Source organism: Polaribacter sp. L3A8 (assembly GCF_009796785.1).
Lineage (GTDB): Bacteria > Bacteroidota > Bacteroidia > Flavobacteriales > Flavobacteriaceae > Polaribacter.
In genome coordinates this window covers 2,167,401-2,193,386 of sequence record NZ_CP047026.1, presented here as the reverse complement: position 1 = coordinate 2,193,386, position 25,986 = coordinate 2,167,401, and the positions used below count along the sequence as shown (strand labels likewise).

General features: G+C 30.5%; 19 protein-coding genes. 12 read left to right on the top strand and 7 right to left on the bottom strand.

Annotated features, from left to right (window positions below):
- Positions 1–29: 29 nt before the first annotated feature.
- From GQR92_RS09030 to miaB, 7 genes are all read right to left on the bottom strand, one after another.
- On the bottom strand, positions 30–380 hold the full coding sequence (locus tag GQR92_RS09030) for a four helix bundle protein (RefSeq protein ID WP_158838901.1): 351 nt from the start codon (positions 378–380) through the stop codon (positions 30–32).
- Positions 381–414: 34 nt separating this feature from the next.
- Positions 415–690, bottom strand: coding sequence for a co-chaperone GroES (locus tag GQR92_RS09025; RefSeq protein ID WP_105050299.1), 276 nt, complete (start codon positions 688–690; stop codon positions 415–417).
- 176 nt (positions 691–866) lie between these two features.
- Positions 867–1,199 (bottom strand): preprotein translocase subunit SecG, encoded by a 333-nt coding sequence (secG, locus tag GQR92_RS09020; protein ID WP_158838899.1) that lies wholly within the window; start codon positions 1,197–1,199, stop codon positions 867–869.
- Positions 1,196–1,993: a hypothetical protein gene (locus GQR92_RS09015; protein WP_158838897.1), complete on the bottom strand. Its 798-nt coding sequence runs from the start codon at positions 1,991–1,993 to the stop codon at positions 1,196–1,198. The genes secG and GQR92_RS09015 overlap by 4 nt, the downstream gene beginning before the upstream one ends.
- Before the next feature lie 40 nt (positions 1,994–2,033).
- Positions 2,034–2,540: an LptE family protein gene (locus tag GQR92_RS09010; RefSeq protein ID WP_158838895.1), complete on the bottom strand. Its 507-nt coding sequence runs from the start codon at positions 2,538–2,540 to the stop codon at positions 2,034–2,036.
- A 105-nt stretch (positions 2,541–2,645) separates the two neighbouring features.
- Complete coding sequence (locus GQR92_RS09005; protein WP_158838893.1) at positions 2,646–3,869, bottom strand: sigma 54-interacting transcriptional regulator; 1,224 nt, start codon at positions 3,867–3,869, stop codon at positions 2,646–2,648.
- 199 nt (positions 3,870–4,068) lie between these two features.
- Positions 4,069–5,523 (bottom strand): tRNA (N6-isopentenyl adenosine(37)-C2)-methylthiotransferase MiaB, encoded by a 1,455-nt coding sequence (gene miaB / locus GQR92_RS09000; RefSeq protein WP_158838891.1) that lies wholly within the window; start codon positions 5,521–5,523, stop codon positions 4,069–4,071.
- Positions 5,524–5,701: 178 nt separating this feature from the next.
- Here miaB and GQR92_RS08995 point away from each other — a divergent pair, with 178 nt between their 5' ends.
- The 12 genes from GQR92_RS08995 to gldM all read left to right on the top strand — a co-directional run bounded on the left by GQR92_RS08995 (position 5,702) and on the right by gldM (position 25,972).
- The gene (locus GQR92_RS08995) at positions 5,702–5,839 is read left to right on the top strand and encodes a hypothetical protein (protein ID WP_158838889.1); all 138 of its coding nucleotides are present in this window, start codon (positions 5,702–5,704) and stop codon (positions 5,837–5,839) included.
- Positions 5,840–5,843: 4 nt separating this feature from the next.
- The gene (locus GQR92_RS08990; RefSeq protein WP_158838887.1) at positions 5,844–8,627 is read left to right on the top strand and encodes a LuxR C-terminal-related transcriptional regulator; all 2,784 of its coding nucleotides are present in this window, start codon (positions 5,844–5,846) and stop codon (positions 8,625–8,627) included.
- A 270-nt stretch (positions 8,628–8,897) separates the two neighbouring features.
- Complete coding sequence (locus GQR92_RS08985) at positions 8,898–11,933, top strand: SusC/RagA family TonB-linked outer membrane protein (RefSeq protein WP_158838885.1); 3,036 nt, start codon at positions 8,898–8,900, stop codon at positions 11,931–11,933.
- A 17-nt stretch (positions 11,934–11,950) separates the two neighbouring features.
- A complete protein-coding gene (locus GQR92_RS08980; RefSeq protein WP_158838883.1) occupies positions 11,951–13,555 on the top strand; it encodes a RagB/SusD family nutrient uptake outer membrane protein in 1,605 nt (534 codons plus the stop codon).
- Between the two features lie 105 nt (positions 13,556–13,660).
- Positions 13,661–15,238: a family 16 glycosylhydrolase gene (locus tag GQR92_RS08975; RefSeq protein ID WP_158838881.1), complete on the top strand. Its 1,578-nt coding sequence runs from the start codon at positions 13,661–13,663 to the stop codon at positions 15,236–15,238.
- A gap of 11 nt (positions 15,239–15,249) precedes the next feature.
- Positions 15,250–16,092 carry an endonuclease/exonuclease/phosphatase family protein gene (locus GQR92_RS08970; protein ID WP_158838880.1) on the top strand — a complete coding sequence of 281 codons (843 nt, stop codon included), beginning with the start codon at positions 15,250–15,252 and terminating at the stop codon, positions 16,090–16,092.
- Positions 16,093–16,099: 7 nt separating this feature from the next.
- Entirely contained in the window at positions 16,100–18,409 is a 2,310-nt protein-coding gene (bglX, locus tag GQR92_RS08965; RefSeq protein ID WP_158838878.1) for a beta-glucosidase BglX, read from the top strand.
- A 121-nt stretch (positions 18,410–18,530) separates the two neighbouring features.
- The gene (gene topA / locus GQR92_RS08960) at positions 18,531–21,047 is read left to right on the top strand and encodes a type I DNA topoisomerase (protein WP_158838876.1); all 2,517 of its coding nucleotides are present in this window, start codon (positions 18,531–18,533) and stop codon (positions 21,045–21,047) included.
- 37 nt (positions 21,048–21,084) lie between these two features.
- Positions 21,085–22,245, top strand: coding sequence for a formimidoylglutamase (locus tag GQR92_RS08955; protein WP_158838875.1), 1,161 nt, complete (start codon positions 21,085–21,087; stop codon positions 22,243–22,245).
- A 106-nt stretch (positions 22,246–22,351) separates the two neighbouring features.
- Complete coding sequence (gene gldK / locus GQR92_RS08950) at positions 22,352–23,728, top strand: type IX secretion system lipoprotein PorK/GldK (RefSeq protein WP_158838873.1); 1,377 nt, start codon at positions 22,352–22,354, stop codon at positions 23,726–23,728.
- 35 nt (positions 23,729–23,763) lie between these two features.
- Complete coding sequence (gene gldL / locus GQR92_RS08945) at positions 23,764–24,399, top strand: T9SS inner membrane protein PorL/GldL (protein ID WP_158838871.1); 636 nt, start codon at positions 23,764–23,766, stop codon at positions 24,397–24,399.
- Between the two features lie 46 nt (positions 24,400–24,445).
- Entirely contained in the window at positions 24,446–25,972 is a 1,527-nt protein-coding gene (gene gldM, locus GQR92_RS08940; RefSeq protein ID WP_158838869.1) for a type IX secretion system protein PorM/GldM, read from the top strand.
- Positions 25,973–25,986 lie beyond the last annotated feature (14 nt).

Below are 25,986 nucleotides of genomic sequence, written 5' to 3'. Positions count from 1 at the left end.
GCTGTTAGCAAAAACCGAAAGCTAGTTTATTATTTTAATTTTTGTTTTAAGGAATAAATTTTCCTTTTTATTATATTAATTTCTTCAGTTAAATTAATAAATGATGTTTCATTAATATAATTTAAATCTTTTGAAAGAATTAATTGATATTCAACTTCTGATGCAGAACCTAAAGCTATTGTTAAAAAACGATTGAATTCAGCGTCACTATCTCTACCACAACCTTCACTAATGTTGGTTGGTATTGAAGATGAGGCTCTTCTTATTTGAGAAACAAGACCATATATTTCATCTTTAGGATAAGACTTTGTGGCGTCATATATTTTTAATGTAAATAGATGACTTAGTTTCCAGATATCATATTTTTTAAAATCTCTCATAGCTTAAAGCTTATTGCATAAGGCTTAAAGCGAATTAAATAATTGCTAAAATGTCGCTTTCACGCATCATTAAATAATCTTTTCCTTCTAATTTTAAATCAGTTCCACCGTATTTACTATATAAAACAGTATCACCAATTTTAACAGTTAAAGGCTCATCAACTTTACCGTTTCCAATTGCAACAACAGTTCCTTGTTGTGGTTTTTCTTTTGCATTATCAGGAATAATTAATCCTGATGCTGTTTTTGTTTCTGCTGGAGCAGGTTCTACAAGTACTCTGTCTGCTAAAGGTTTAATGTTTAATCCCATTGTTATATATTTTTAGATAATTAATTTATAATTTACTTATACTAAAGTGTCAGAAATTGTGCCATTACACTAAAACTGACAATTTTTCTTTGATTGATTTTATTGTTAAATTTTAAGCATAAAAAAATGCCAACGTGTCATTTACGTTGGCATTTTAAATTGTTTCTAACGGATAATTAGTTTAAACTATCGTTAGTTGCTGGAGTTGGGTTTTCAACAGGAGTTGTAGTTTCAATACCGTCTAAAGTGTTTTTTAACTCAAAGTTGTTGTCTCCACTTCTTGGTATAGCAAAGTTTGCTAATAAAATTAAAGCAAACATAGCGATTGCTAAAGTCCAAGTTGTTCTGTCTAAAAAATTGTTAGTGTTTTGTACTCCACCTAAAGATTGTGATCCACCACCTCCAAAAGAAGAAGATAACCCTCCGCCTTTAGGATTTTGAACCATCACTATTAAGATTAATGCAATGGCTACAATCAAAATTAGAATTAAAAATGCTGTGTAACTCATGATTTATTTTTTTGTAAAATTTGTATTCTTTTAATTTGGTCTGCAAAGAAACCACTTTTTTCTGGATATTTCAAACTTAAAATTCTATAAGCTTGCATTGCGTTTTCATACTTTTTCTGTTCTAAATAAACTTTTGCCAAAGTTTGGGTCATTAAAGAAGAATCTTGACTGTTTTTTGCAACGGGTACAGTTACTATTTTGTCTTTTGCTAAAGGGGTTATTTTAGGGTTGTTTTCTATAAAATTATTGATTAAATCTTCTTTTTCAGTAAGCTTTTCAACCCTTTTGTCGGTTTCTTTTACTTGTCTTACAATTGGTTTTCTAGCAGAAATCTGAAGCCATTCTCTAAAAGAATGATTCTCTGTTGATGAAAAAGGAATCGGTTTTCCTATTTCTAGTTCCGTTTTTATTTCATCTACTTTTATTTCATTTATTTTTTCTGCAGCTTCAATCGATTTTTTTAAGGAAGGTTCTGCAATTGGAGTAGGTGCCTTACTTATTTTTTCTTCTGATAATTTTTCAACAATCTGTTGGTGAATGTCTTCTTTTTTACCATTAAAATCGTTGGAAGTAATATAATTGAATAAAACGGTTCTGTCTGTAGTATATGAAGCTGTAATTTTTAATTCGTTATTATATTTAAAGCTATCTTGGTTTTTTAATCCTTTTAAATGCAAAGCTCTTGCTGCTTGAAAATACGGATATTTTTCAACAACAGTTTTTAATTCAACAGTTTCTACTTCTTGAATTTTAATTTTGTTATCTATTAAATTTATAAAATTGGCTGTTTTCAAATTGTGTTTTTTTCAACGTAAAATGTTAGACCTTTATTTTTTACCATTTGGCAACAGAAGCGTTAAAGATATCTTGCGTAATTCTTTCTAAAATTTCATCAAAAGCAGCTTCTAAAACACTACCAGTAAGTTGTACGTCTGCAGCAAAATCTGAATAAAAAGAAAATTGTTTTTCAAAGTCATCTTTTTCTATGAGCTTATTTACAAAACGAACATTTACAGTTATTGTTAGTCTGTTTTGTGCAGCTGTTTGGTCCGACGTTGCACTCATTGGTGTAATTCTATAGCCCGTTATTTCTCCACTAAAGTATAAGTCTCCATTAGAGGTTACTGTAGTTAAGTTGGTTTGTCTGGTAAATAAATCTAGCATTTCTTGGGTAAAACGCTGACTTAAATTAGGTTCTACTAAAGGTGCTTGGTTAGGAAAAAAATCTATTTGCAAAGTTTTAGCATCTCCTGTACTACCTCCTGTAAAAGAATAAGCGCCACATGCAACTAATAGTAACGAGCTTATTGTAAAGAATGTTATGTAAAATATTTTTCTCATCGATTTTGTCTGGTCGAGCGCAGTCGAGACCTAAAATAGTTGATTATTATAACCTCCGGACTGCGCTCTAGAGGTGTTTTTTACACTTAAACGATTTACACAAATTTACAAATCGTACTGTTTAATTTTTCTATATAATGTTCTTTCAGAAATCCCTAGTTCTTTAGCTGCTAACTTACGTTTATTACTATTCTTGTCTAGAGATTTTTTAATCATTTCTACTTCTTTGTCTTGTAAAGATAAAGATTCATCTTCTTCTATGGTCTCAATAAAATCATACTCTTTTTCTGCAGCTTTATTTTGTGGAATGTTCATTACTTCTACATTGTGCTCGTGCGTGTCTTTGTTTTCGTACATCTTTTCAATTAATTGATGATGTTCTTCTTGCACTTCTTCTACATTACCACTCTTCATTAAATCTAACGTCAACTTTTTTAAGTCGTTGATGTCATTACGCATATCAAATAAAATTTTATACATAATATCACGTTCGGTAGAAAAATCATTTTCCTTTTTACTTCCTATTACAGCGGGTAAATTGCCATTATTGTTTGGGAGGTATTGTTGTAATTTTAACCCTGTAATGACTCTACTTTCTTCGATGACTGAAATTTGCTCTGCTAAATTTTTTAATTGACGAATGTTTCCTGGAAAACGATAATTTAATAAAACTTTTACCGCATTTTCATCTAAGCGAATAGATGGCATTCTATATTTTTGAGCAAAATCTGCCGCAAATTTTCGAAACAATAAATGAATATCTTCATTACGTTCTCTTAAGGCAGGTAAATTAATTTCTACAGTACTTAGTCTGTAATATAAATCTTCTCTAAACTTTTCTTTTTGTATGGCAGATAGCATGTTTACATTGGTTGCAGCTACTATTCTAACATTTGTTTTTATTACTTTAGATGAACCTACTTTTATAAATTCGCCATTTTCTAAAACACGTAATAAGCGAACCTGTGTTGTTAAAGGTAGTTCGCCTACTTCATCTAAAAAAATGGTTCCGCCATCTGCAACTTCAAAATATCCTTTTCGGTCTTGTGTTGCTCCTGTAAAAGATCCTTTTTCATGACCAAATAATTCACTATCAATAGTTCCTTCTGGAATTGCACCACAGTTTACAGCAATGTATTTTGCGTGTTTTCTGTGTGATAATTGATGTACTATTCTAGGGATACTTTCTTTACCAACACCGCTTTCTCCAGTAACTAAAACAGAAATGTCTGTAGGCGCAACTCTAAGTGCTTTTTCTAAAGCTCGGTTTAGATGAATATCGTTACCGATAATTCCAAAACGTTGTTTTAATGCTTGTAAGTTTTCCATTTTTTCTTTTTTGAAAGAGTATTATTTTGATTCAAGGCCCAATATGTTTTGTTTCTTGATTTTTTTTATCAATTAATAATTAAAAAATAATTTAATTTTCTGACTGCTATGTTTTCTCCAGATATGCTTAGCCCTGATTGAAGTGGCATCCTTTTTTATTTTTCATAAAAAAGATACAACGTAAAGCAGGAAATAGCTTCTAATTATTATCAGAATACCCAACAACAGTTCCTTTTAAGGTAGCAGACGTACAATCTTCTACTTTTACCATTACAAAGTCTCCTAGCTTGTAGTTTCCTTTTGCAAAAACGGCAACGGTATTTTGTGTATTTCTACCTTTCCATTCATTTGGGTTTTTCTTAGAAGTACCTTCAATTAAAAATTCTTCTGTTTTTCCTAAATGTTGTTGTGTTCTGTATAGAGCGTGTTCTTGTTGTAGGTCTATTATTTCTTGTAATCTTCGTTTTTTTGTTTGAAAAGGAACGTCATCTACCATTTTTTTAGCAGCTAGAGTTCCTGGTCTTTCAGAGTATGTAAACATAAAACCGAAGTCGTATTTTACGTACTTCATCAAATCTAAAGTATCTTGATGATCTTCTTCTGTTTCTCCACAAAAACCTACAATCATATCTTGTGATAAAGACATTTCTGGTACAATCTTAAAGATATTATCAATTAATTCGATGTATTCTTCACGAGTATGTTGTCTGTTCATGGCTTTTAGCATGTTGTTGCTTCCGCTTTGTACAGGTAAATGAAGGTATTTACAGATATTTTTGTGTTTTGCTATTGCGTGAATCACGTCTAAACTAATATCCTGCGGATTAGAAGTAGCAAAACGAAAACGTGTTTTTGGGAATTCTGTAGCACACATATCTAATAATTGTGCAAAATTTACAGCAGTTGCTTGTGCCATTTCAGATGCTTTGCCAAAGTCTTTTTTCAATCCTCCACCATACCATAAGAAACTATCTACATTCTGACCTAAAAGTGTAATTTCTTTAAAATTTCTATCAACCATAGATTGAATTTCTTCAATAATACTCTTTGGGTCACGGCTTCTTTCTCGTCCTCTTGTAAAAGGAACCACACAGAAAGTACACATATTGTCACAACCTCTGGTTATAGATACAAATGCGGTAACTCCATTAGAATTTAAACGCACCGGAGAAATATCTCCGTAGGTTTCTTCTTTAGATAAAATTACATTTACGGCATCTCTACCAGCGTTTACTTCCTCTAATAAGTTAGGTAAATCTTTATACGCATCAGGACCAACAACTAAGTCTACTATTTTTTCTTCTTCTAAAAACTTTTCTTTCAAGCGTTCTGCCATACAGCCTAAAACACCCACTTTCATGTTTTTGTTCACTTGTTTTACAGCGTTGTATTTCTGTAATCTTTTACGAACAGTAGTTTCTGCCTTCTCTCTAATAGAGCAAGTATTTACTAAAACTAAATCTGCTTCTTCTAGAATTTGGGTTGTGTTGTAGCCTTCTTTATCTAAAATAGCGGCTACTATTTCACTATCATTCATATTCATTTGACAGCCGTAGCTTTCTATGAATAATTTTTTAGTGTTATTTTTTTTATTTTCGGTAACAAGAGCTTTCCCTTGTATTTTCTCGTCTATGATTTTTTCTACGTATTCCATCTCTCAATTTATCATTTAAAGGTGAGCAAAGATACAACCAAATTTAATTTATTATGACAAATTGGCAGAAAAAAATAATTTAAAAAAAAATGCTGTTACTATTAGGTTATGTTTTTAATCTATTTATAATCTTTAGTATTATTATTTATAGTTTTGATGATGTAATTTTAATTTTAGTATGAAAGATATTTTAATATTAGTTGTAATATTTATGGCTTTTTCTTGTAAAAAGAGTAAAAAAGAAGTCAAAAAACCAAATATATTATTAATAGTTGTAGATGATTTAGGATATTCTGATTTTACACCTTTTAAATAGAAGTATGAGAATCAAAATCTTATTATTTTTTCTAATTACATCAACTTTAGTTGGACAAGAAATTTCACCTATTTTAAAATTTCTTCCAAAAAATTATAATGCCGAAAATCAGAATTGGGCAATAACTCAAAATAAAGATAAATTTATTTTTGTAGCTAATAACGAAGGTTTATTAGAGTATAACGGAGGTAGATGGAAATTGTATAAGTCGCCAAACAATAGTGTAATGAGGTCTTTACTATCTGTGGATGATAGGATATACAGTGGTGCTTATATGGAGTTTGGTTTTTGGAAAACAAACAAACTGGGGGCATTAAAGTACACGTCATTATCTAGCAAAATTGAAAATGAGTTGGTAGAGGATGAGAATATTTGGAATATTAAAAAGATTGATAAATGGGTTTTGTTTCAATCATTTCATCGAATATATTTTTATAATAGCGAAACAGAAGAGATAAGTTATCGTTCTGATTTTGACAACTATTACCGAATTTTTGAAATAGATAATAATATTTATATTTTTAAAAATAACCGTCAATTTGTTCATTTACAAAATGATGAAGAAAAGGTTGTTACTGTTTTTCCTAATGAATTTGGAGTAAAACTTGTTTTAAGTGTTTTTAAAACAACACGTGGTTTTATGTTTTTAACAAGACATAAAGGTATTTTTACTTTAGAAGACAATGTTCTTAAGAAGTGGAAACCTTCTGTAAAAATAGGTCTCAGTAATTATCAATTCTTTTGTGGAATACAATTAAAGGATAATACTTTTGTATTAGGTACAGTTTCTAATGGAATTATTCGTGTTTCTGAAAATGGAGAAATTATTAATAAAATAGATCAAACAAAAGGGTTGTCTAATAATACCGTGTTAAAATTGTTTGAGGATGCCGATGGTAATGTTTGGTCTGCTTTAGATAATGGAATTAATTGTTTAAACGTTAAGTCTTATGTAAAGGAATTTAACGATAATAATGGTTTTTTTGGATCAACTTATTGTTCAATCAATTATAATGGTAAATTATATATTGGCACAAATCAGGGACTTTTTTATAAATCAATCAATAAAAACGAACCGTTAAAAAAAATAAAAGGAACAGAAGGGCAAGTTTGGTCTTTGGTTAATATAAACGGAGATTTATTCTGTGGACATACAGCCGGAACTTTGCTTATAAAGAAAGATGTTGCTTTTAAAATTACAAGCTTTTCTGGAACTTGGGGAATTAAAGAAATTCCGAATGAACCTAATTTGTTATTACAAGGTCATTATGCAGGAATGAGTATTTTAGAAAAAGTGAATAATAAATGGAAGTTAAGAAATAGAATAAAAGGCTTTCAGAGTTCTGCACGTTTTTTCGAGCTTTTTAATAAAGATACCGTTTTTGTAAATCATGAGTATAAAGGTGTATATCGATTAATTTTAAGTAATGATTATACTAGTTTTATAGAAAATAAATTACTTTCTTCTGTAGGTAAAGGGAAAGGTTCTGGTTTAATTAAATATAATGACAAACTACTGTATAGTCATAAAGATGGTATTCTTAGATTAAATGCTAATCATAAACTAGCTCAAAAAGATTCAGTTTTAAATATTCTCTTTTCTCGTGATGAATATATTTCGGGAAAACTGATTTTAGATAAAAAGAACAGGCTTTGGTCGTTTAATAAGAGTACAATTAGTTATTTAGAAAAAGGACCTATTAAAAATAAGTTTTCTGTAAAGTTTATTCAAATTAAAAATAATTTACGAAAAACAACTATCAGTTTTGAAAACATATCAAATATTTATAAAAACACTTATTTAATAGGGAAAACAAATGGGTATTTACTTTTAGATTTAGATGAAAAACCAGATTTTTCTCATACTATTTTTCTGAATGAAGTTAATGTTAAAAATGTTGATGCAGTTGATGTTTCTACATCAGGATATAAAATATTTAGGAATAATGAAAATTCGTTAAATTTTAAATTTAGTAGCCCAATTTATAATAAATATGAATTTGTAAATTATCAATATAAATTAAATGATAATAACTGGGTTGATCTAGAAAACAAGTCGGAAGTAACTTTTGATAATTTATCTTTTGGAGATTATAACTTATCTATAAGATCTAAAGTTGGTAATAGAGTTTCTGATAATACTATTTTTTATCAATTTGAGATAAAACCGCCTATTTATTTATCTAGCTTGGCAATTGTTTTTTATGTGCTGTTTTTTCTTTTTTTGATTTTTATAATCCACAAATTATATAAGAAGTATTACAAAAAACAACATTTAAAAATAATCGAAGATAATGCAAGACAATTAGAATTGCAGAAAATTCAGACAGATAGAGAGGTTATTCGATTAAAGAATGAAAAATTAAGTCAAGAAGTAGAAAGTAAAAATAGAGAATTGGCAATTTCTACGATGAGTATTGTTAAAAGAAATGAGTTCTTAAGGGGTATTAGAAAAGAATTAAAAAAGATCCCTGAAATTAAAGAAGAAAACGAAGTATTTAAATTGATTGATGAAAATTTAAATAGTAATAAAGATTGGAATTTTTTTAAAGAAGCTTTTAATAATGTAGATAAAGAGTTTTTAAAAAGAGCTAAAAAGTTACACCCAGAATTAACGAATAGTAATTTAAAGTTTTGTGCTTATTTAAGGCTGAATTTATCATCAAAAGAAATAGCTCCTTTGTTAAATATTTCTGTAAAGAGTGTTGAGATTAGAAGATACAGGTTAAGAAAAAAACTTAATTTACCACAAGAAACTCACTTAATAGATTATATTTTGAATATTTAGACAAGAAAATACCCTCTACAAAACCCCTACATTTTAGTTTTTATACTGTTTTTTGTGTTTTTTTATTAAATCGATTACATCCCTTTATTTATATGGTTTTATATGTTTTTTTGTGTGTTTTTTTTATGTAGTTTGTTTGTAAAAAAGATGTTTTAGACCCCTTCTTTTTGTGTACATAAAATTGATTTTAAGTTAATGTTGTGTTAAAGTAAGCTAGATCTCTTTAAGGTAATATTGACACACTAATTAAATTTTAAAAAAACAATTATAATGGTTGAATTAATCAAAAAAAGAAGATTTTATATATTGTCTCTTTTATTCTTTTTTGCTTTTAGCTTATCGGCTTTTGCGCAAAGAACTATAAAAGGAATCGTATTGGATGAGAGTAACATGCCTTTACCTGGAGCGTCTGTATCTGTAAAAGGAACTTCAAATGGTGTATCTACAGATTTCGATGGAAATTTTTCCATTGCTGTTTCTAATGAAGCAAAAATGTTTAGTATTACTTATTTAGGGTATAAGACTAAAGAGGTTGCAATTACAGGTAATAATATTACGGTGTCTTTAGAAGTAGAAGCTAATGCCTTAGACGAAATTGTTGTGGTAGGGTATGGTACACAAAGAAAAAGTGATCTAGTAAATGCTGTTGCAACGGCAGATTTAGAAAAAGCTACTCTGTCACCTACATCAGACGTTACAGAAATGCTAAGAGGAAGAATTGCAGGATTACAAGTAAGTGTTGGTAGTGGAACCCTAAGACCTGGTGGGGCTGCTGCAAATATTATTTTTAGAGGAGAAGGTTCATTATCTGGTGATGTAAGTGCTATTTATGTAGTAGATGGAATTATTAGAGATGATGGTATTGCAGATATAGATCAAGATGATATTGCTTCTATGGAGTTTTTAAAAGATGCATCTGCACAAGCAATTTATGGATCTCGAGCTTCAAATGGGGTAGTGTTAATTACAACTAAAAGAGGAAAAAATAAAAAGATACAAGTTAGTTACCATGGTTATACAACCACTAAAACTATAGAAAGAAATTTTGATGTATTTAGTGGGCAAGAATTAGCTGACTTAAGAAGAGAAGCAAATAGAGCAGATGATGGTACTTATTCTCCTGATGACGCTATTTTCTCTGATATAGAATTAGAAGCACTTAACAATAATCAATTTGTAGATTGGGAAGAAGAGCTTTTAAGAAGTGGAGTTGTAAATAGTCAAGCGCTTAGTGTTAGCGGTGGAACTGAAATAACTAAAGTATTTGGGTCTGTTAATTATTTTAAAGAAACAGGATTAATTCCAAATTCTAATTACACTAGAAAAACGTTAAGGTTAAATGTAGACCAAAAGATTAGCGACAAGGTTTCTGTTAGTTTTGATTTAAACTTACTAAATAGTGATACGGATAAAGCTGCAGGTGTAAATGTTATTTCAACATCACCTATTGCTAAACCTTATAATGATGATGGAAGTTTATCTCGTTTCCCTTATGGAGATGAAATTGGGGTAAGTCCATTATGGAACCTTAGAGAACAGAATGAAGATATAAAAGGAAATGATTTTGTTGTAAATATTACACCGAGTTGGCAAATTTTAGAGAACTTACAATATCAATTAAAAACAAATTTTACTAGAAGGACTTATGAAAGAGGAAAGTACCAATCTATTTTAAGTGGTGCTGCAGATGATGTTAATGGAAGAGCTACTATTGAAAGTCAGTTAAAGGAATCATATTTATTAGAAAATATCCTTAATTATAATAAAGAGATTAATGAAGATCATAAGTTTAATGTAACCTTGGTACATTCTGTTCAAGAAAACAAACGCTCTAGAACTACTTCTGTAGGTGAAGGTTTTGTGAGTGATTCACAAGGATATGATGGTATTGCAGATTATACTGGAGAAAGTAGCATTAGTAGATTAAAAACGCAGTCTAGTCTAGTTGGTTTAATGGCAAGATTACGTTATAGTTTAATGGATAAATATTTATTAAATTTTACTGCAAGAAATGATGCTTCATCAGTAAACTCAGCAGACAATAAATGGAGAAGTAGTTTTGGAGGATCATTTGCATGGAAAATGCATAATGAGGGCTTTTTAGAAAATGTAGATGCAATTAGGGAATTAAAGTTTAGAGCTAGTTATGGTGCATTAACAAATAGTTTAGGAACTACATTATCTAGTGTAGCTAGAGCTGATGGAAATAATTATATTTTTAATGAAAGTACAGAGTCAGGATTTGGAACTTTATCTACATTGCCAAACCCAAATTTACGTTCAGAAAAAGTAACTACTTTTAATTTAGGACTTGATTTTTCAATTTTCGATAATATTTTAACTGGTAATATAAATTATTATGATGCTAGAACTACCGATTTGTTGTTAAACAGACCTGTGCCATCTATAACTGGGTTTGCAGATACTTATACAAACGGAGGAGAATTACAAAACACAGGTGTAGAGTTAAGTTTAACAGCTAATATTATTAGTAATGATGTTTTTAGATGGTCGGTATCTTCAAACTGGTCTAAAAATAAAAATAAATTATTATCATTATATGATGATGGAGATGGGGTAGCTATATTAGAAGATACTAGAAGTGGTAATCAGAAGTATGTAGGTTATGCAATAAATTCTTTTAAAGCATATAGGTTTGATGGTATATGGCAAGAAGGAGAAGACCTAGCTAATGCACCACAATCTAACCCAGATAATCTTATTAAACAACCTAATTTAAGAGCAGGAGATATTAGGGTTGCTGATTTAAATGGAGATGGAAAAATAACAGAAGAAGATAGAGAAGTTATTGAAACTACTCCAGATTGGTTTGGCTCTTTTTCTACAAATTTTGAATATAAAGGCTTTGAATTATTAGTAGATTTTTATGCAGTACAAGGTATAAGAAAATCAAATTCAATTTTAACAGATGCAAATAGTGGAGCATACAGACAAGGTGTTTTAAACGGTGTTAAAGTACCATATTACACACCAGAGAATCCATCTACAACATATCCAATACCAACTTTGGGAAGTGCTCCGCAATACTTAAATTCTTTAGCTATTAGCGATGCTTCTTATGTGCGTCTAAGAACCTTAAGTTTAGGGTATTCTTTACCTGGAGATTTGTTAGATAGATTAGGCTTAGATCAGGTTAAACTATACATTACAGGAGCAAATTTATTTACACAAACAGATTATATTGGTTATAGCCCAGAGGTTGATATTAGAACAGCTGGTAACACTGGAGATAGTGGTTACCCAGATGCGAAAAGTTATACTTTTGGATTACGTTTAAAATTTTAATTATAAAAAACAATATTATGAAATCAATACTAATATATAAAGACATGAAATTCAGTATTTTTTTACTGTTAATTGTTTTAGGTACTCTTACATCTTGTGAAAATTTTTTAGAAGAAGAGGTATCAACAGAGATAAGTGCAACGGATGTATATGCATCAGAAATAGGATTAAAATCTGGTGTAGTTAGTTTATATGCTTCAGAAAGAAACCGATATGATAAGAGTACAGAAGATTATATGGGATCTGTTTTAATGTCTACTAGAGGAGATTTAACTTTTAGTAGAACTGGCTATACAGGATTAATTGGTAGGTATGAAAGAGCTGTTTCTCCTGCAGATTATGGTTCAACTTTAGCTTCTACTTTATTTTGGAAGCATTATTATGATATTGCTACTCAGGCAACAGCGATTATTAGTGCAGCAGAAAAGGTAGAAAATATAAACGAAGCTTCAAGAAAAAAAATTATTGCAGAAGCTAAGTTTTTTAGAGCACATTCTTATTTTTATTTATATAGAATGTATGGTAATATTTATGTAAATGATGAACCAGCAACTGTTGAAAATGCTTTTGATGTAATAAGTGATAAATCTTCAGAAGAAAAAATATTTACACTTTTAAATAATGATTTAGCTTATGCCGTAGAAAATTTATCTTGGACAGATACTTTTGGGCGAGTTACAAAAGGTACTGCTAAACATGTAAAAGCTAAAGTTGCTATGTGGGAAGGAAATTGGGAAGAAGCGAAAGCACAAGCAGTATCATTAATAGAAGAAGGGCCTCATGCATTAGTTTCAAGTACTGCAGAAGTTTTTGTAGGAGATAGAAACACTTCAGAAACATTATTTACAATACAACGAAATAATGAATTACCTGGTGGTGGTGGTTTAAATATGACGAATGCAAATTATGTAACTCAATACTTTCAAATATCTGGAATTGAAAATAATAATGAGCAAGGTGGTAGAGGTTTTTCTCGTGTTTTGCCAAACCTATATTTATTAGGTCTTTTAAGTGAAGATCCTAATGATACTAGAGATGATGATACTTATTTTAGATTAAAATATTATTATACATCTGGAGATAGAATCGGAGAGGAATTAGATGATTACGCACCCATTACAGATCTTGATAATCCATCTGATACTTATCAAAGTTATTATCAAAGAATGCATCCTTCTTGTATCAAATTTTCTCAAGAAAATGGAAACCCAGATTCGTATCTTCAAACGGGAAACATTTTGGTATATAGATTAGCAGAAACTTATTTAATTGCAGCAGAAGCTATTATGCGTTCTAGTGGAGATCCATTACCTTATATTAATGCAATAAGAAATAGAGCAAATGCTGCTCCTTTAACGAGTGTAGATCAACAAGCAATTTTAGATGAACGTGCAAGAGAGTTAGCTTTTGAAGGACAGCGATGGTTTACTTTAAAAAGAATGGGACAAAGTGTCATTGATTATCAAATGACAACATTTGCAGGAGATGGAGAATATTTTCCTGCAAACTTAGGTTCTAAAGATCCAAGAACCAATTGGAGATCTTATTTTATTAACTGGCCAATCGCTCAGGGTGATTTAGATGTCTTAGGTGAAGGATACCCACAAAATGATGGATATTAAGTTCTCATTTTTTTTAAATAATTAATAGAAAAGTATCGAAAAATCAACTTTTTCGATGCTTTTCTATTAATATTACATAGATAAACATTAACTAAAACTTACATAATGCGCCATTTAATATTTGTTTTTATTACTTTATTATTCTTCTCTTGTGCTGAGTCATCAACAAATAAAAAAATAGACTTTGCTAAAAATGCTGTAATAGCTCACAGGGGAGCTTGGAAAAGTAAAGAAATACCAGAAAACTCAATTGCTTCATTAAAAGAAGCTATTAGATTAAATTGTTATGGTAGCGAGTTTGATGTAAGAATGACAAAAGATGAGGTATTAATAGTTACACATGATAAAGACTATAATAACCTCTTAATAGAAGAAACTGAATACAAAGAATTAGCGCAAACAAAACTTTTTAACGGAGAAAAGCTACCAACATTAAAAGAGTATTTATTGGCGGGTATGCAAAATAACACTTCCACTAGTTTTATTGTAGAAATTAAACCAACATCTTCTAAAGAAAGAAACGTTATAATTACAACCAAAACACTAGAGCTCGTAAAAGAAGTAAAAGCAGATAAATACATTGGTTCTTATATTAGTTTTAGCTTAGATATTTTAAAACAAATTATTGAAGAAAGTCCAAGTGCAAAAACACAGTATTTAGATGGTTATAAGTCTCCAGAGTTTTTAAAAGAAAACGGAATTAAGGGTTTAGATTATCATTTGTATAAAATTAAAACGCATCCAGAATACATTAAAAGTGCTAAAGAATTAGGTATTACTTTAAATAGTTGGACCGCAAATAGTTCTAGTGATATAGATTGGCTGATAGCAAATGAGTTTAATTTTATAACTACAGACAAGCCAGAATTAGTATTCGAAAGAATAAATGAATCGCCTATTAAAGATGGATATCAATTGGTTTTTAGTGATGAGTTTAATTATAAAGGAAAACCAGATAGTAGTAAATGGAATTATGCCTACGGTTTTATTGCTAATAGAGAGAACCAATATTATACAGATAGCCTAAAAAATGCCAGAGTAGAAAACGGAAATTTAATTATTGAGGCACATAAAGAAACTATAGATAATAAAGATTATAACAATCCAGAACTATTAAAGAAAAGCTGGAAAAAGTATGCAGCAGAACGTAAAACAGCAAAATATACTTCTGCAAGATTAACAACTAAAAATCTTGCTTCTTGGCAATATGGACGAATAGATGTTAGAGCAAAATTACCAAAAGGTGTTGGTCTATGGCCGGCAATTTGGATGTTAGGAGAAAATAAAGAGGATGTTGGTTGGCCAGAATCTGGAGAGATTGATATTATGGAGCATGTGGGGTTTAATAATGATACAATTTTTGGAACTGTACATACAAAAGCTTTTAATCATATAAAAAAAACGCAACAAGGTAAAAGTATTTTTATTGATGAACCTAATGAAGAATTTCATGTTTTTACACTAGAATGGACACCCGAAAAAATGGATTTTATTTTAGATAATGAAGTGTATAATACCTTTAAAAATCAACATAAAACAACTGCAGAATGGCCTTTTGATCAAAAGTTTTATTTAATTTTAAATGTAGCAGTAGGCGGAATGTTAGGTGGTAAAAAAGGAATTGACGATTCTATTTTTCCTCAAAAAATGATTGTCGATTATGTTAGGGTATATCAAAAATAAAACGATTAAAAATGAAAAGAATTTTAATACTGGTATTTGTAGTTTTTACAAGTTGTATTCCGTTAGAAAAAACAGATATTATAAAAGTAATGACTTATAATATTCGCTTAGACGTAAATTCTGATGGAGAAAACCAATGGTCTAACAGAAAAGATTTTTTATTATCTCAGATTAAATTTCATGAACCTACTGTATTTGGTACGCAAGAAGGCAGGCCTAATCAAATAGCTTATATAGATAAAAGCTTAACAAATTATAGCTATATAGGTCAGGGTAGAGATGGTGGAGATAAAGGAGAATATTCTGCTATTTTTTATGATAAAAGAAAAGTGAAATTCGAAAATGTTAAGACTTTTTGGTTATCTATAACGCCAGAAAAAATATCTAAAGGTTGGGATGCTGCATATCCAAGAATTTGTACTTATGGTTTAATGACTGTTTTAAATTCTGATAAAAAAGTATGGGTTTTTAATACACATTTAGATCATAAAGGACAGCAAGCGCAATTAAACGGAATACGATTAATTGAAGCAGAAATAAAAAAAGTAAACACTAAAAATTATCCAGTTGTTTTAACAGGAGATTTTAATGTGGAGCCAGGTAGTGAGTTAATTACAAATCTAAAAAAGAATTTAAACGATTCTAAAGAACTGGCAAAAGACAATGTTTTTGGATCAGATGGAACTTTTAATGCATTTAAATTTCATGAGCAAGTTACAAGAAGAATAGATTATATTTTTTTATCAAAGGATGCAAACATCACTGTAAACAAATATGGAGTTTTAACAGATTCAAAAGATTTAAAATATCCTTCAGATCATTTTCCTGTAATAGCAGAAATTCACATTAAATAATATAAAAATGAATAAATTAAACAAACTTTTTATAATCAACTTCATTCTCATTTTTTGTCTAGTTAGTTGTGATAAAAATCAAAAAAACTTAAGAGGTACATCAATAAATAATAGCATTGAACAAAAAGTTGATTCCGTTTTAAATTTAATGAATTTAGAAGAGAAAATTGGGCAAATGGTTCAATATTCTGCAGGTTGGGATTTAACTGGACCAGCATCTTCTAAAAGTGCTAAAGAAAAGGTAGATAGAATGAAAAAAGGACTTGTTGGTTCTGTTTTAAATGTTGTTTCCGTAAAAGAAGTTCGTGAGGCTCAGAAATTAGTGATGGAAAATTCGAGGTTAAAAATCCCTATGATTTTTGCTTACGATGTTATACATGGTTTAAAAACAATTTTTCCGGTTCCTTTAGCCGAATCTGCGAGTTGGGATTTGGATATTATTAAAAAATCTGCAGCAATTGCTGCAAAAGAATCTGCTGCTTCTGGATTAAATTGGACTTTTGCTCCTATGGTTGATGTGTCTAGAGACGCAAGATGGGGTAGAATTATGGAAGGTGTAGGTGAAGATCCTTATTTAAATTCTGTAATTGGTGTGGCAAGAATACATGGTTTTCAAGGCGATGATCTATCCGACGTAAATACAATTGCAGCGTGTGCAAAGCACTTTGCAGGTTATGGTTTTGCAGAATCTGGTAGAGATTATAATACGGTAAATATTGGTGAATATGAATTACACAATGTTATTTTACCTCCATTTAAAGCAGCGGCAGAGGCCGGTGTAGCAACTTTTATGAATTCTTTTAATGATATTGATGGAATTCCTGCAACAGGACATGAAATATTACAAAGAGATATTTTAAAAGGAGATTGGAATTGGAAAGGTTTTGTAGTTTCAGATTGGGGTTCTATTGGAGAAATGAAATCTCATGGATATGCAAAAGATAAAAAACATGCTGCAGAAATTGCATTGAACGCAGGGAGTGATATGGATATGGAATCTTATGCTTATGAGTCTAGTTTAGAAAAACTATTAGAAGAAGGTAAAGTTTCTTTAGAGGATATAAATGATGCTGTAAAGCGTATTTTAAGTTTAAAATTTCAATTAGGTTTATTTGATGATCCTTATAAATATTGTGATGAAGAAAAAGAGAAAAATGATATTTATACCAAAGAACATTTAGCAATTGCAAGAGATGCTGCAAAAAAATCTATTGTTTTATTAAAGAATGAAAATAATATTTTACCAGTTTCTAAAAATATAAAAAGTATTGCGCTAATTGGGCCTTTTGCAGATAATAAAGATCAACCTTTAGGAAATTGGAGAGCAAAAGGAACTTATAATTCGGCTGTTTCTTTATTAGAAGGTGTAAAGGCAAAAGTTGGTGCAAATACAAAAGTATATTATGAAAAAGGAATTGAATTAACAATACCTACAGTAAAGCCTGGTAATAATCAATTTTTACATCCTTTAGAGTTTAATACAGAAAATAAAGAAGGAATTGCAAAAGCGGTTGCAGTTGCAAAAAAATCTGAAATTGTTTTTTTAGCAGTTGGTGAAGATGCATATCAAACGGGAGAAGGAAGAAGTCAAACTAAAATTGGTTTTGCAGGTTTACAAAATGAATTGATAGAAGCCGTTTATAACGTAAATAAAAATATTGTTTTAGTACTTTCTACAGGAAGACCAATGGATATTTCTAGAGTTAACAACATATTACCTGGAATTTTAATTACCTGGCATTTAGGATCTGAATCTGGAAACGGAATTGCAGATGTGTTATTTGGCGATTACAATCCTTCGGGGAAATTACCTGTTTCTTTTCCAAGAAACGTTGGACAAGAACCTCTTTTTTACAATCAAAAAAATACAGGAAGACCCTATAATCCCACACATGTAACCTATTCGGGGTATACAGATTCTAAAAAATCTGCCTTATACCCTTTTGGTTTCGGGTTAAGTTATACTGCTTTTTCTTATGATAACTTAAATGTAGATAGAGTAGAAACTTCTAAAGATGGAGAAATTATACTTTCTGTTGATGTTAAAAATACAGGAACTATAAATGGTGAAGAAGTTGTACAATTATATATTAGAGATTTAGTAGGTAGTTTGGTTAGGCCTGTAAAAGAATTAAAAGGTTTTCAGAAAATTAGTTTGCAAGCCGGAGAAACAAAAAAAGCTTCTTTTACTATAGATAAAGAGGTTTTACAATTCTATACTATTAATAAAAAATGGGAAGTAGAATCTGGAGATTTTTATCTTTTTATAGGAGGAGATTCATCAACAAAATTGAAGAAAAAGATTACAATTCTGTAATTTTTTTATAAAAAATGATGTAAAATGCCCTCAAAAAAATAATAATAAAAAAAAACTACATACTTTTGCATTCTTAAAAGCCGCAAATTTTTAACGCGATACAAGAGAAAAAGAGAGATAAATGGCAAAGAATTTAGTAATTGTAGAGTCACCAGCAAAAGCAAAAACCATCGAAAAATTTCTTGGAAAAGATTTTCAAGTAGAATCTAGTTATGGTCATATTGCAGACTTACCATCCAAAGAATTGGGTATTGATGTAGAAGGAGATTTTAGTCCAAAATATATTATTTCTGATGATAAAAAACCAGTTGTAAAAAAGTTGAAGGCTTTAGCAAAAAAAGCAGATACAGTATGGTTAGCAAGTGATGAGGATCGAGAGGGTGAGGCAATTGCATGGCATTTAAAAGAGCAATTAAGTTTAAAGGATGAAAATACAAAACGTATTGTTTTTCATGAAATAACAAAAAATGCCATTTTAAAAGCAGTCGAAAATCCTAGAGATATAGACTATAATATGGTAAATGCACAACAAGCACGTAGAGTTTTAGACAGACTTGTTGGGTATGAATTATCGCCTGTTTTATGGCGAAAAGTTAAAGGAGGTTTGTCTGCAGGTAGAGTACAATCTGTAGCGGTTCGTTTAATTGTAGAAAAAGAAAGAAGTATTCAAGAATTTAATGCAGAAACACATTATAAAGTAGTTGCAGAATTTGCTAATGTTGAAGGAAAAACGTTTAAAGCAACCATTCCAAAGAATTTTGATACTAAAAAAACAGCAGAAAATTTCTTAAAATCGTGTGCAAATGCAGATTTTTCTATCGCAGAGTTAACTAAAAAGCCAGCAAAGAAATCTCCAGCAGCACCATTTACAACGTCTACGTTACAGCAAGAAGCATCTAGGAAATTAGGTTTTCCGGTAGCAAAAACAATGCAAGTTGCACAACGTTTGTATGAAGCCGGTTTAATTACCTATATGAGAACAGATAGTTTAAACTTATCTGTTGATGCAAGAAACGCTGCTGAAGAAGAAATTACAAATTACTACGGTAAAGAATATAGCAAACAACGTGTTTTTAAGACGAAAGCAAAAGGTGCTCAAGAGGCGCATGAGGCTATTCGCCCTACCAACATGAAAATGCATTCGATTTCTACTGAGTATGATCAAACTAGATTGTATGATTTAATATGGAAAAGAACACTAGCTTCTCAAATGAGTGATGCTCAGTTAGAAAGAACGAATTTTAAGATAGAGAACTCTGAGAACTCTAAAATATTCACTGCAAATGGTGAAATGATAAAGTTTGATGGTTTCTTAAAAGTGTATTTAGAAGGAAAAGATGATGATGAGGAAGAACAAGCAGGAATGCTACCAAATTTAAAAGTTGGTGAAGCATTAGAGTATTCTTTTATAAATGCAACACAACGTTTTACAAGTCCGCCTTACCGTTTTACAGAAGCTTCTTTGGTAAAACAATTAGAAGAATTAGGTATTGGTAGACCATCTACATACGCACCAACAATTTCTACTGTACAAAGAAGAGGCTATGTAGAAAAAGGAGAGGATGAAGGTTTAGAAAGAAATTACGAACAAATGATTTTAGTTTCAGGTACTGTAAAAAGTGAAACCTTGACTGAAAAAACGGGTTCAAATAAAAATAAATTAATTCCTACGGATATTGGAAATATCGTAAACGACTTTTTAGTTGCTAACTTTTCTAATATTTTAGATTTTGGATTTACAGCAAGAGTAGAAAGTTCATTTGACGATATTTCTGAAGGAAATGAAGATTGGATAGAGATGATTAAAGGTTTCTATACCAAATTTCATGATAATGTAGAAGATGTTAAAGAAAATGCAGAGAGAGAGAGTGGAGAACGTATTTTAGGTAAACATCCAGAAACAGGAAAAACAGTTTTAGTTCGTCTAGGTAAATTTGGACCAATTGCACAAATTGGAGCGCCAGAAGACGAAGAAAAAGTGTTTGCTAGCTTAAATAAAGATCAGAATTTAGGAACCATCACCATGGAAGAAGCTTTAGAGTTATTCTTGCTTCCAAAAACATTAGGTGGTTACGAAGATGAAGAAGTAATTGTTTCTAACGGTCGTTTTGGTCCTTATATTCGTTTTGGAACCATGTTTGTTTCTTTAGACAAAGGAGAAAACCCAATGGAGGTAGACTTGCCAAGAGCAATAGAATTAATTGTAGCAAAACAAAAAGCAGATGCTCCAATTTATCATTACGAAGATTTACCTGTGCAAAAGGGAGTTGGGCGTTTTGGACCTTTCTTAAAATGGAATTCTATTTTTATCAACGTAAGTAAAAAATACGATTTTGACAATCTTACCGATGACGACATTATTGAATTAATTGAAGTTAAAAAACAGAAAGAAATAGATAAAGTAATTCATAATTGGGAAGATGTTGCTATTCGTGTAGAAAAAGCACGTTGGGGACGTTTTAATGTGATAAAAGGAAAGATTAAAATTGAGTTACCTAAAACCACAGAAATAGAAAAACTTTCTAAGGAAGAAGCTGTAAAGATGATTGAAGCTAAAACGCCTAAGAAAAAGGTAGCTAAAAAGAAGCCTGCAGCAAAAAAGAAAACTACGGTAAGAAAAACAACAAAAAAGAAGTAAGGATTTATTACCTTGCCTTTCGTATTAAAAAAAATTGATGAACCAAGACTTTTTAACCCCCGTAAAAGATTCGGTTGTAGCGCAGCTAGCGTTGCAATCTCCTGCATGCCTGGGGAAAAAAATTAGAATTCACACAGATGAAGAAGGTTTTCCAGATTTGGAGAACGTTCAGATTGCAATTTTAGGAGTGCAAGAAGATCGAAATTCTGAAAATAACTTTGGATGTGGAGAAGATTTACACTTTGTTCGAAGAAAATTATATGAATTATTTCCAGGAGATTGGAATACTCAAATAGCCGATTTAGGAAATGTTTTAAAAGGGAATTCAGTTTCGGATACCTATTTTGCGGTTTCAAAAATTATAACAGACTTACTTAAAAAAAATATTATTCCGGTAATTATAGGTGGTGGTCAAGATCTTACCTATGTAAATTATAGAGCCTATGACTCTTTAGAACAAACGGTAAATATTGCGGCTGTAGATAGTCGTTTCGATTTAGGTAATTTAGATGATGATTTAACTTCTCAGTCTTATTTGAGTAAAATAATTATGCAAGAACCCAATAACTTGTTTAATTACAGTAATGTTGGTTATCAAACTTATTTTAATTCTCAAGAAGAAATTCAGTTATTAGACAACTTATTTTTTGATGCTTGTAGGTTAGGAAATGCAAAACAATTAGAAAATATAGAACCTGTTTTTAGAAATGCTGATATTGTTTCTATAGATTTGGGCTCTGTAAGACAAAGTGAAGCACCTGCAAACAATAATGCTTCTCCAAATGGGTTTTATGGAGAAGAAATTTGTGCTATTTCTAGGTATGCTGGCTTAAGTGATAAGGTATCTTCATTCGGAGTTTATGAGTACAATTCTAAGCTAGATAATAACCATCAAACAGCACATTTAATTGCGCAAATGATTTGGTATTTTATTGAAGGCGTTAACTTTAGGGTAAAAGATTATCCGTTTTCAGGAAAAGAGAATTATCAGAAATTTACCGTTTTATTAGAAGACGATGATCCTTTAACTTTTTATAAAAGTAATAAATCAGGAAGATGGTGGATAGAGATAAAAATTTTATCAGATAATAAATACAAAAGACATGCGTTAATACCATGTACATACAATGATTATATAGATGCTACCAAGCAAATTATTCCAGAAAAATGGTACAAAGCAATGCGAAAGTTAGTGTAGTAAAAAAGATATTAGAATAATAGAACGTTAAAAAGCAATTTGCTTATTGTTTTTTAACAAAAAAAATAATAGGTTTACGGACTTTATAGTAAAGACATTTTAAAATATGAAGAAAGCAGCAATATTTGCACTTTTAATAGTAGTTTTTTACAGTTGTGGCTCTAATGACAGAGGAGAATTGGTAGGAGTTAAGTCTAAGAAAAAATGGTTTTCAGAGAAACCATTTGGTATGGCTTTGATTCCTGGTGGTGCCTTTACAATGGGTAAACAAGATCAAGATATCATTGGAACGATGAATTCGCCAACCAAAACAGTTACTGTTAGACCTTATTACATGGACGAAACTGAAATTACAAACAACGAATACAAAGAATTTGTGTTTTGGGTTAGAGATTCTGTTGTAAGAACGAGGTTAGGTTACCAACAAGAATTTTCTGCAATGATGGGTACACCTGAAGCCGGAGCAGAAGCTCCTTCAGGAGGAATCAATCAATTTGCATTTGCTGTTGTAAAAGATACCACAGGCGCAAATGCTTATGAAAGATATATGTTTGATAACTATACAAGTTTAGCGTTTGATTCTGATTCTATAAGACCCTTAAATTGGGAGCCAGAAATTATTTGGAAAAAAGATGATTTTCCAGATGTTGATTATGTAGAAGTAATGGATTCATTATTTGTACCTAGAGAAGAGGCTGTTGATGGTGTTCGTTCTTTTAATGTAAAATATTTAAAATATAAATATACTTGGTTTGATAGAGATAATGCTGCAAGAAAAGGTGGTAATAGAAGAGATTTTGTAAAAACAGAAACCTTAAATATTTATCCAGATACTACGGTATGGGTTAAAGATTTTAATTATTCTTATAACGATCCAATGCACCAAGATTATTTTTACCATCAATCTTATGGAGATTATCCTGTAGTTGGGGTAAATTGGAGTCAAGCGAATGCTTTTTGTAATTGGAGAACGAAGAAAAAGAATGATTACTTAAAAACAAAAAAGAATGCTACTGGTGTTCCAGATTTTAGATTGCCAACAGAAGCAGAATGGGAGTATGCAGCACGTGGTGGATTAGAATTTGCTACCTATCCTTGGGGAACGGGTGGTACAACTAGTGATAGAGGTTGTTTCTTAGCAAACTTTAAACCGGTAAGAGGTGATTATGCAGTAGATGGAGCGCTTTATACTATGGAGGCAAAATCTTTTAATGCGAATGATTACGGATTATACAACATGGCTGGGAACGTATCTGAATGGACAAGTACTGCTTACAATTTATCTTCTTATTACATGGCTTCTACAATGAACCCTAATGTAGAAGATAGAAAAAATAAAAGAAAAATAATTCGTGGAGGTTCTTGGAAAGATGTAGCCTACTTTTTAGAAGTAAGTTCTAGAGATTATGAATATGCAGATACTGCAAGAAGTTATATTGGCTTTAGAACGGTACAGAACTATATTGGTACAACAAACAAATAATTAAAAAATAACAAAAAAAAGAAAAAAAATACACTATGGCACAATCAAAATCTTACAAAAAAACAATGAATTTCGTTTACGGAATGGGAGCGGCAGTTGTAATTGTTGGAGCATTATTTAAAATTCAACACATGACTTTAGGTCCTATTACTGGAGGTATGATGTTAACAATTGGTTTATTGGTAGAAGCAGCAGTTTTTGCTATTTCTGCTTTTGATACTCCAGAAGATGATTTTGACTGGTCTAAAGTATATCCTGAGTTAGGAGAAGATAGTTTTAAAGCCGAAAAAGAAGAAGTAGGTACACAAGGAATGTTATCACAAAAATTAGATGACTTGTTAAAAGACGCAAAAATAGATGCTTCTTTAATGACTAGCTTAGGTACTAGTATGAAAAACTTTCAGGGAGCTGCAGAAGGTTTATCTGCTGCATCAGAATCTATTTCATCAACAAATAAATATAACGAGCAAGTTTCTATGGCAGCTGTTCAAATGGAAACTTTAAATAACTTATATAAAGTACAAGTAGAAAATACAACCAAACAATCTGATTTAAATGGATCAATTGTAGAAAATACAGAAAAATTAAAAGAGCAAATGGAATCTTTAGCAAAAAACTTATCTTCTTTAAACGGTGTTTATGGAGGTATGCTTTCTGCAATGTCTAAATAATAATTAGTTTACTAATATAAATTTAACTTAAAAAAAACTAATTAGAATGGCAGGAGGAAAAATGTCCGCAAGACAGAAAATGATAAACTTAATGTATCTTGTATTTATTGCAATGTTAGCAATGAATATGAGTAAAGAAGTCTTATCTGCTTTCGGTTTTATGAACGAAAAGTTGAGTGAAAATAATATTTCAACTACAGCTAAAAATAATGAAGCGTATGCTAATTTGGCTACCAAAGCTTCAGAACAAGCTGCAAAATTTGCAGAATTAAATAAAGATGCAATAAAAATTAAAGGGTATTCTGCTAATTTTTATGCTTATTTAGAAGAGTTAAAATCTAAAATGACCGCAGATATAGAGGTTAAAGACGATTACGAATCTATGGATAAAACAGCTTTTTTAGATGAACATTTCTTTAAAGGTGATAAATTTACTGCTGAAGGGCAAGAATTTTTAGATAAAATAAACGGGTATAGAACCGACGTTACTGCTGCTTTAGGGAAAGATAGTAAGTTTGCGTCAATTTTATCTAAAAGGTTTTCTACAAATGATGTTGAAAATAGAGATGGAAAAACCATAAAATGGTTAGACTATAGATACAAAGGGTTTCCTTTAGTAGCTTCTTTAACAAGTTTAACGCAAATGCAAGCTGATATCAAAAACACAGAAAGTGATATTGTATCAGATTTATTAGGTGGTAAAATGGAAGAAGCGTTGTCTTTAAACAACTATAAAGGAATTGTTGCTTTAGATAAAAACGCATATTTTGCAGGAGAAAAAGTTACAGGTAAAATCGTATTAGGTCGTTATGATGCTACTATGATTCCGGATAATGTAACTTTAAATGGTAAAGATTATAAAAACATTCAATCGGGTCAAGTAATTATTGACATGCCGTCTGGTAATATTGGAAATCATGATATTAAAGGAAAAATTGCTTTTACACAAAATGGAGAAGTAGTAGAAGTTCCTTTCGAAAGTTCTTATTCTGTAATTCCACAACCAGGTGATGCTGTTGTTTCTGCAGATAAAATGAATGTTGTGTATAGAGGTTTAGACAATCCTATTTCAGTTTCATTACCAGGAGTAAGTGATAATAACCTAAGAGTTTCTGCTAGTGGAGGTACATTAACAGGTGGTAAAGGTAAATATAGCATTAGACCTGCAGGTGGCAATGTAGCTACTATTAACGTAAGTGCTACCTTAAGTAATGGTAAATCAGTAAATTCTAAAGCAACTTTTAGAATTAAAGACATACCAGCAGCTATGGGATCTGTAAGAGGACAATACGGAACTGTAAGAATGCCTAAATCTGGTTTATCTACTGCACCAATTGCTGCAGGATTACCAGATTTTGAATTCGATTTAAATATTAAAGTGCAGAGTTTTAAAATTAAAGTACCAGGTCAATTAACAATTATTGTAAATGGATCTAGTTTAAATGCAGCGGCAAAACAAAAATTGTCTAAAGCAAAGAGAGGTGATATCATTAATATTTATGGTATTAAAGCTACGGCTAATGGGTATAATCTTAAAAAAGTGTTACCAGTTAATATAGAGTTAACAAACTAGAAGTTAAAAAATAA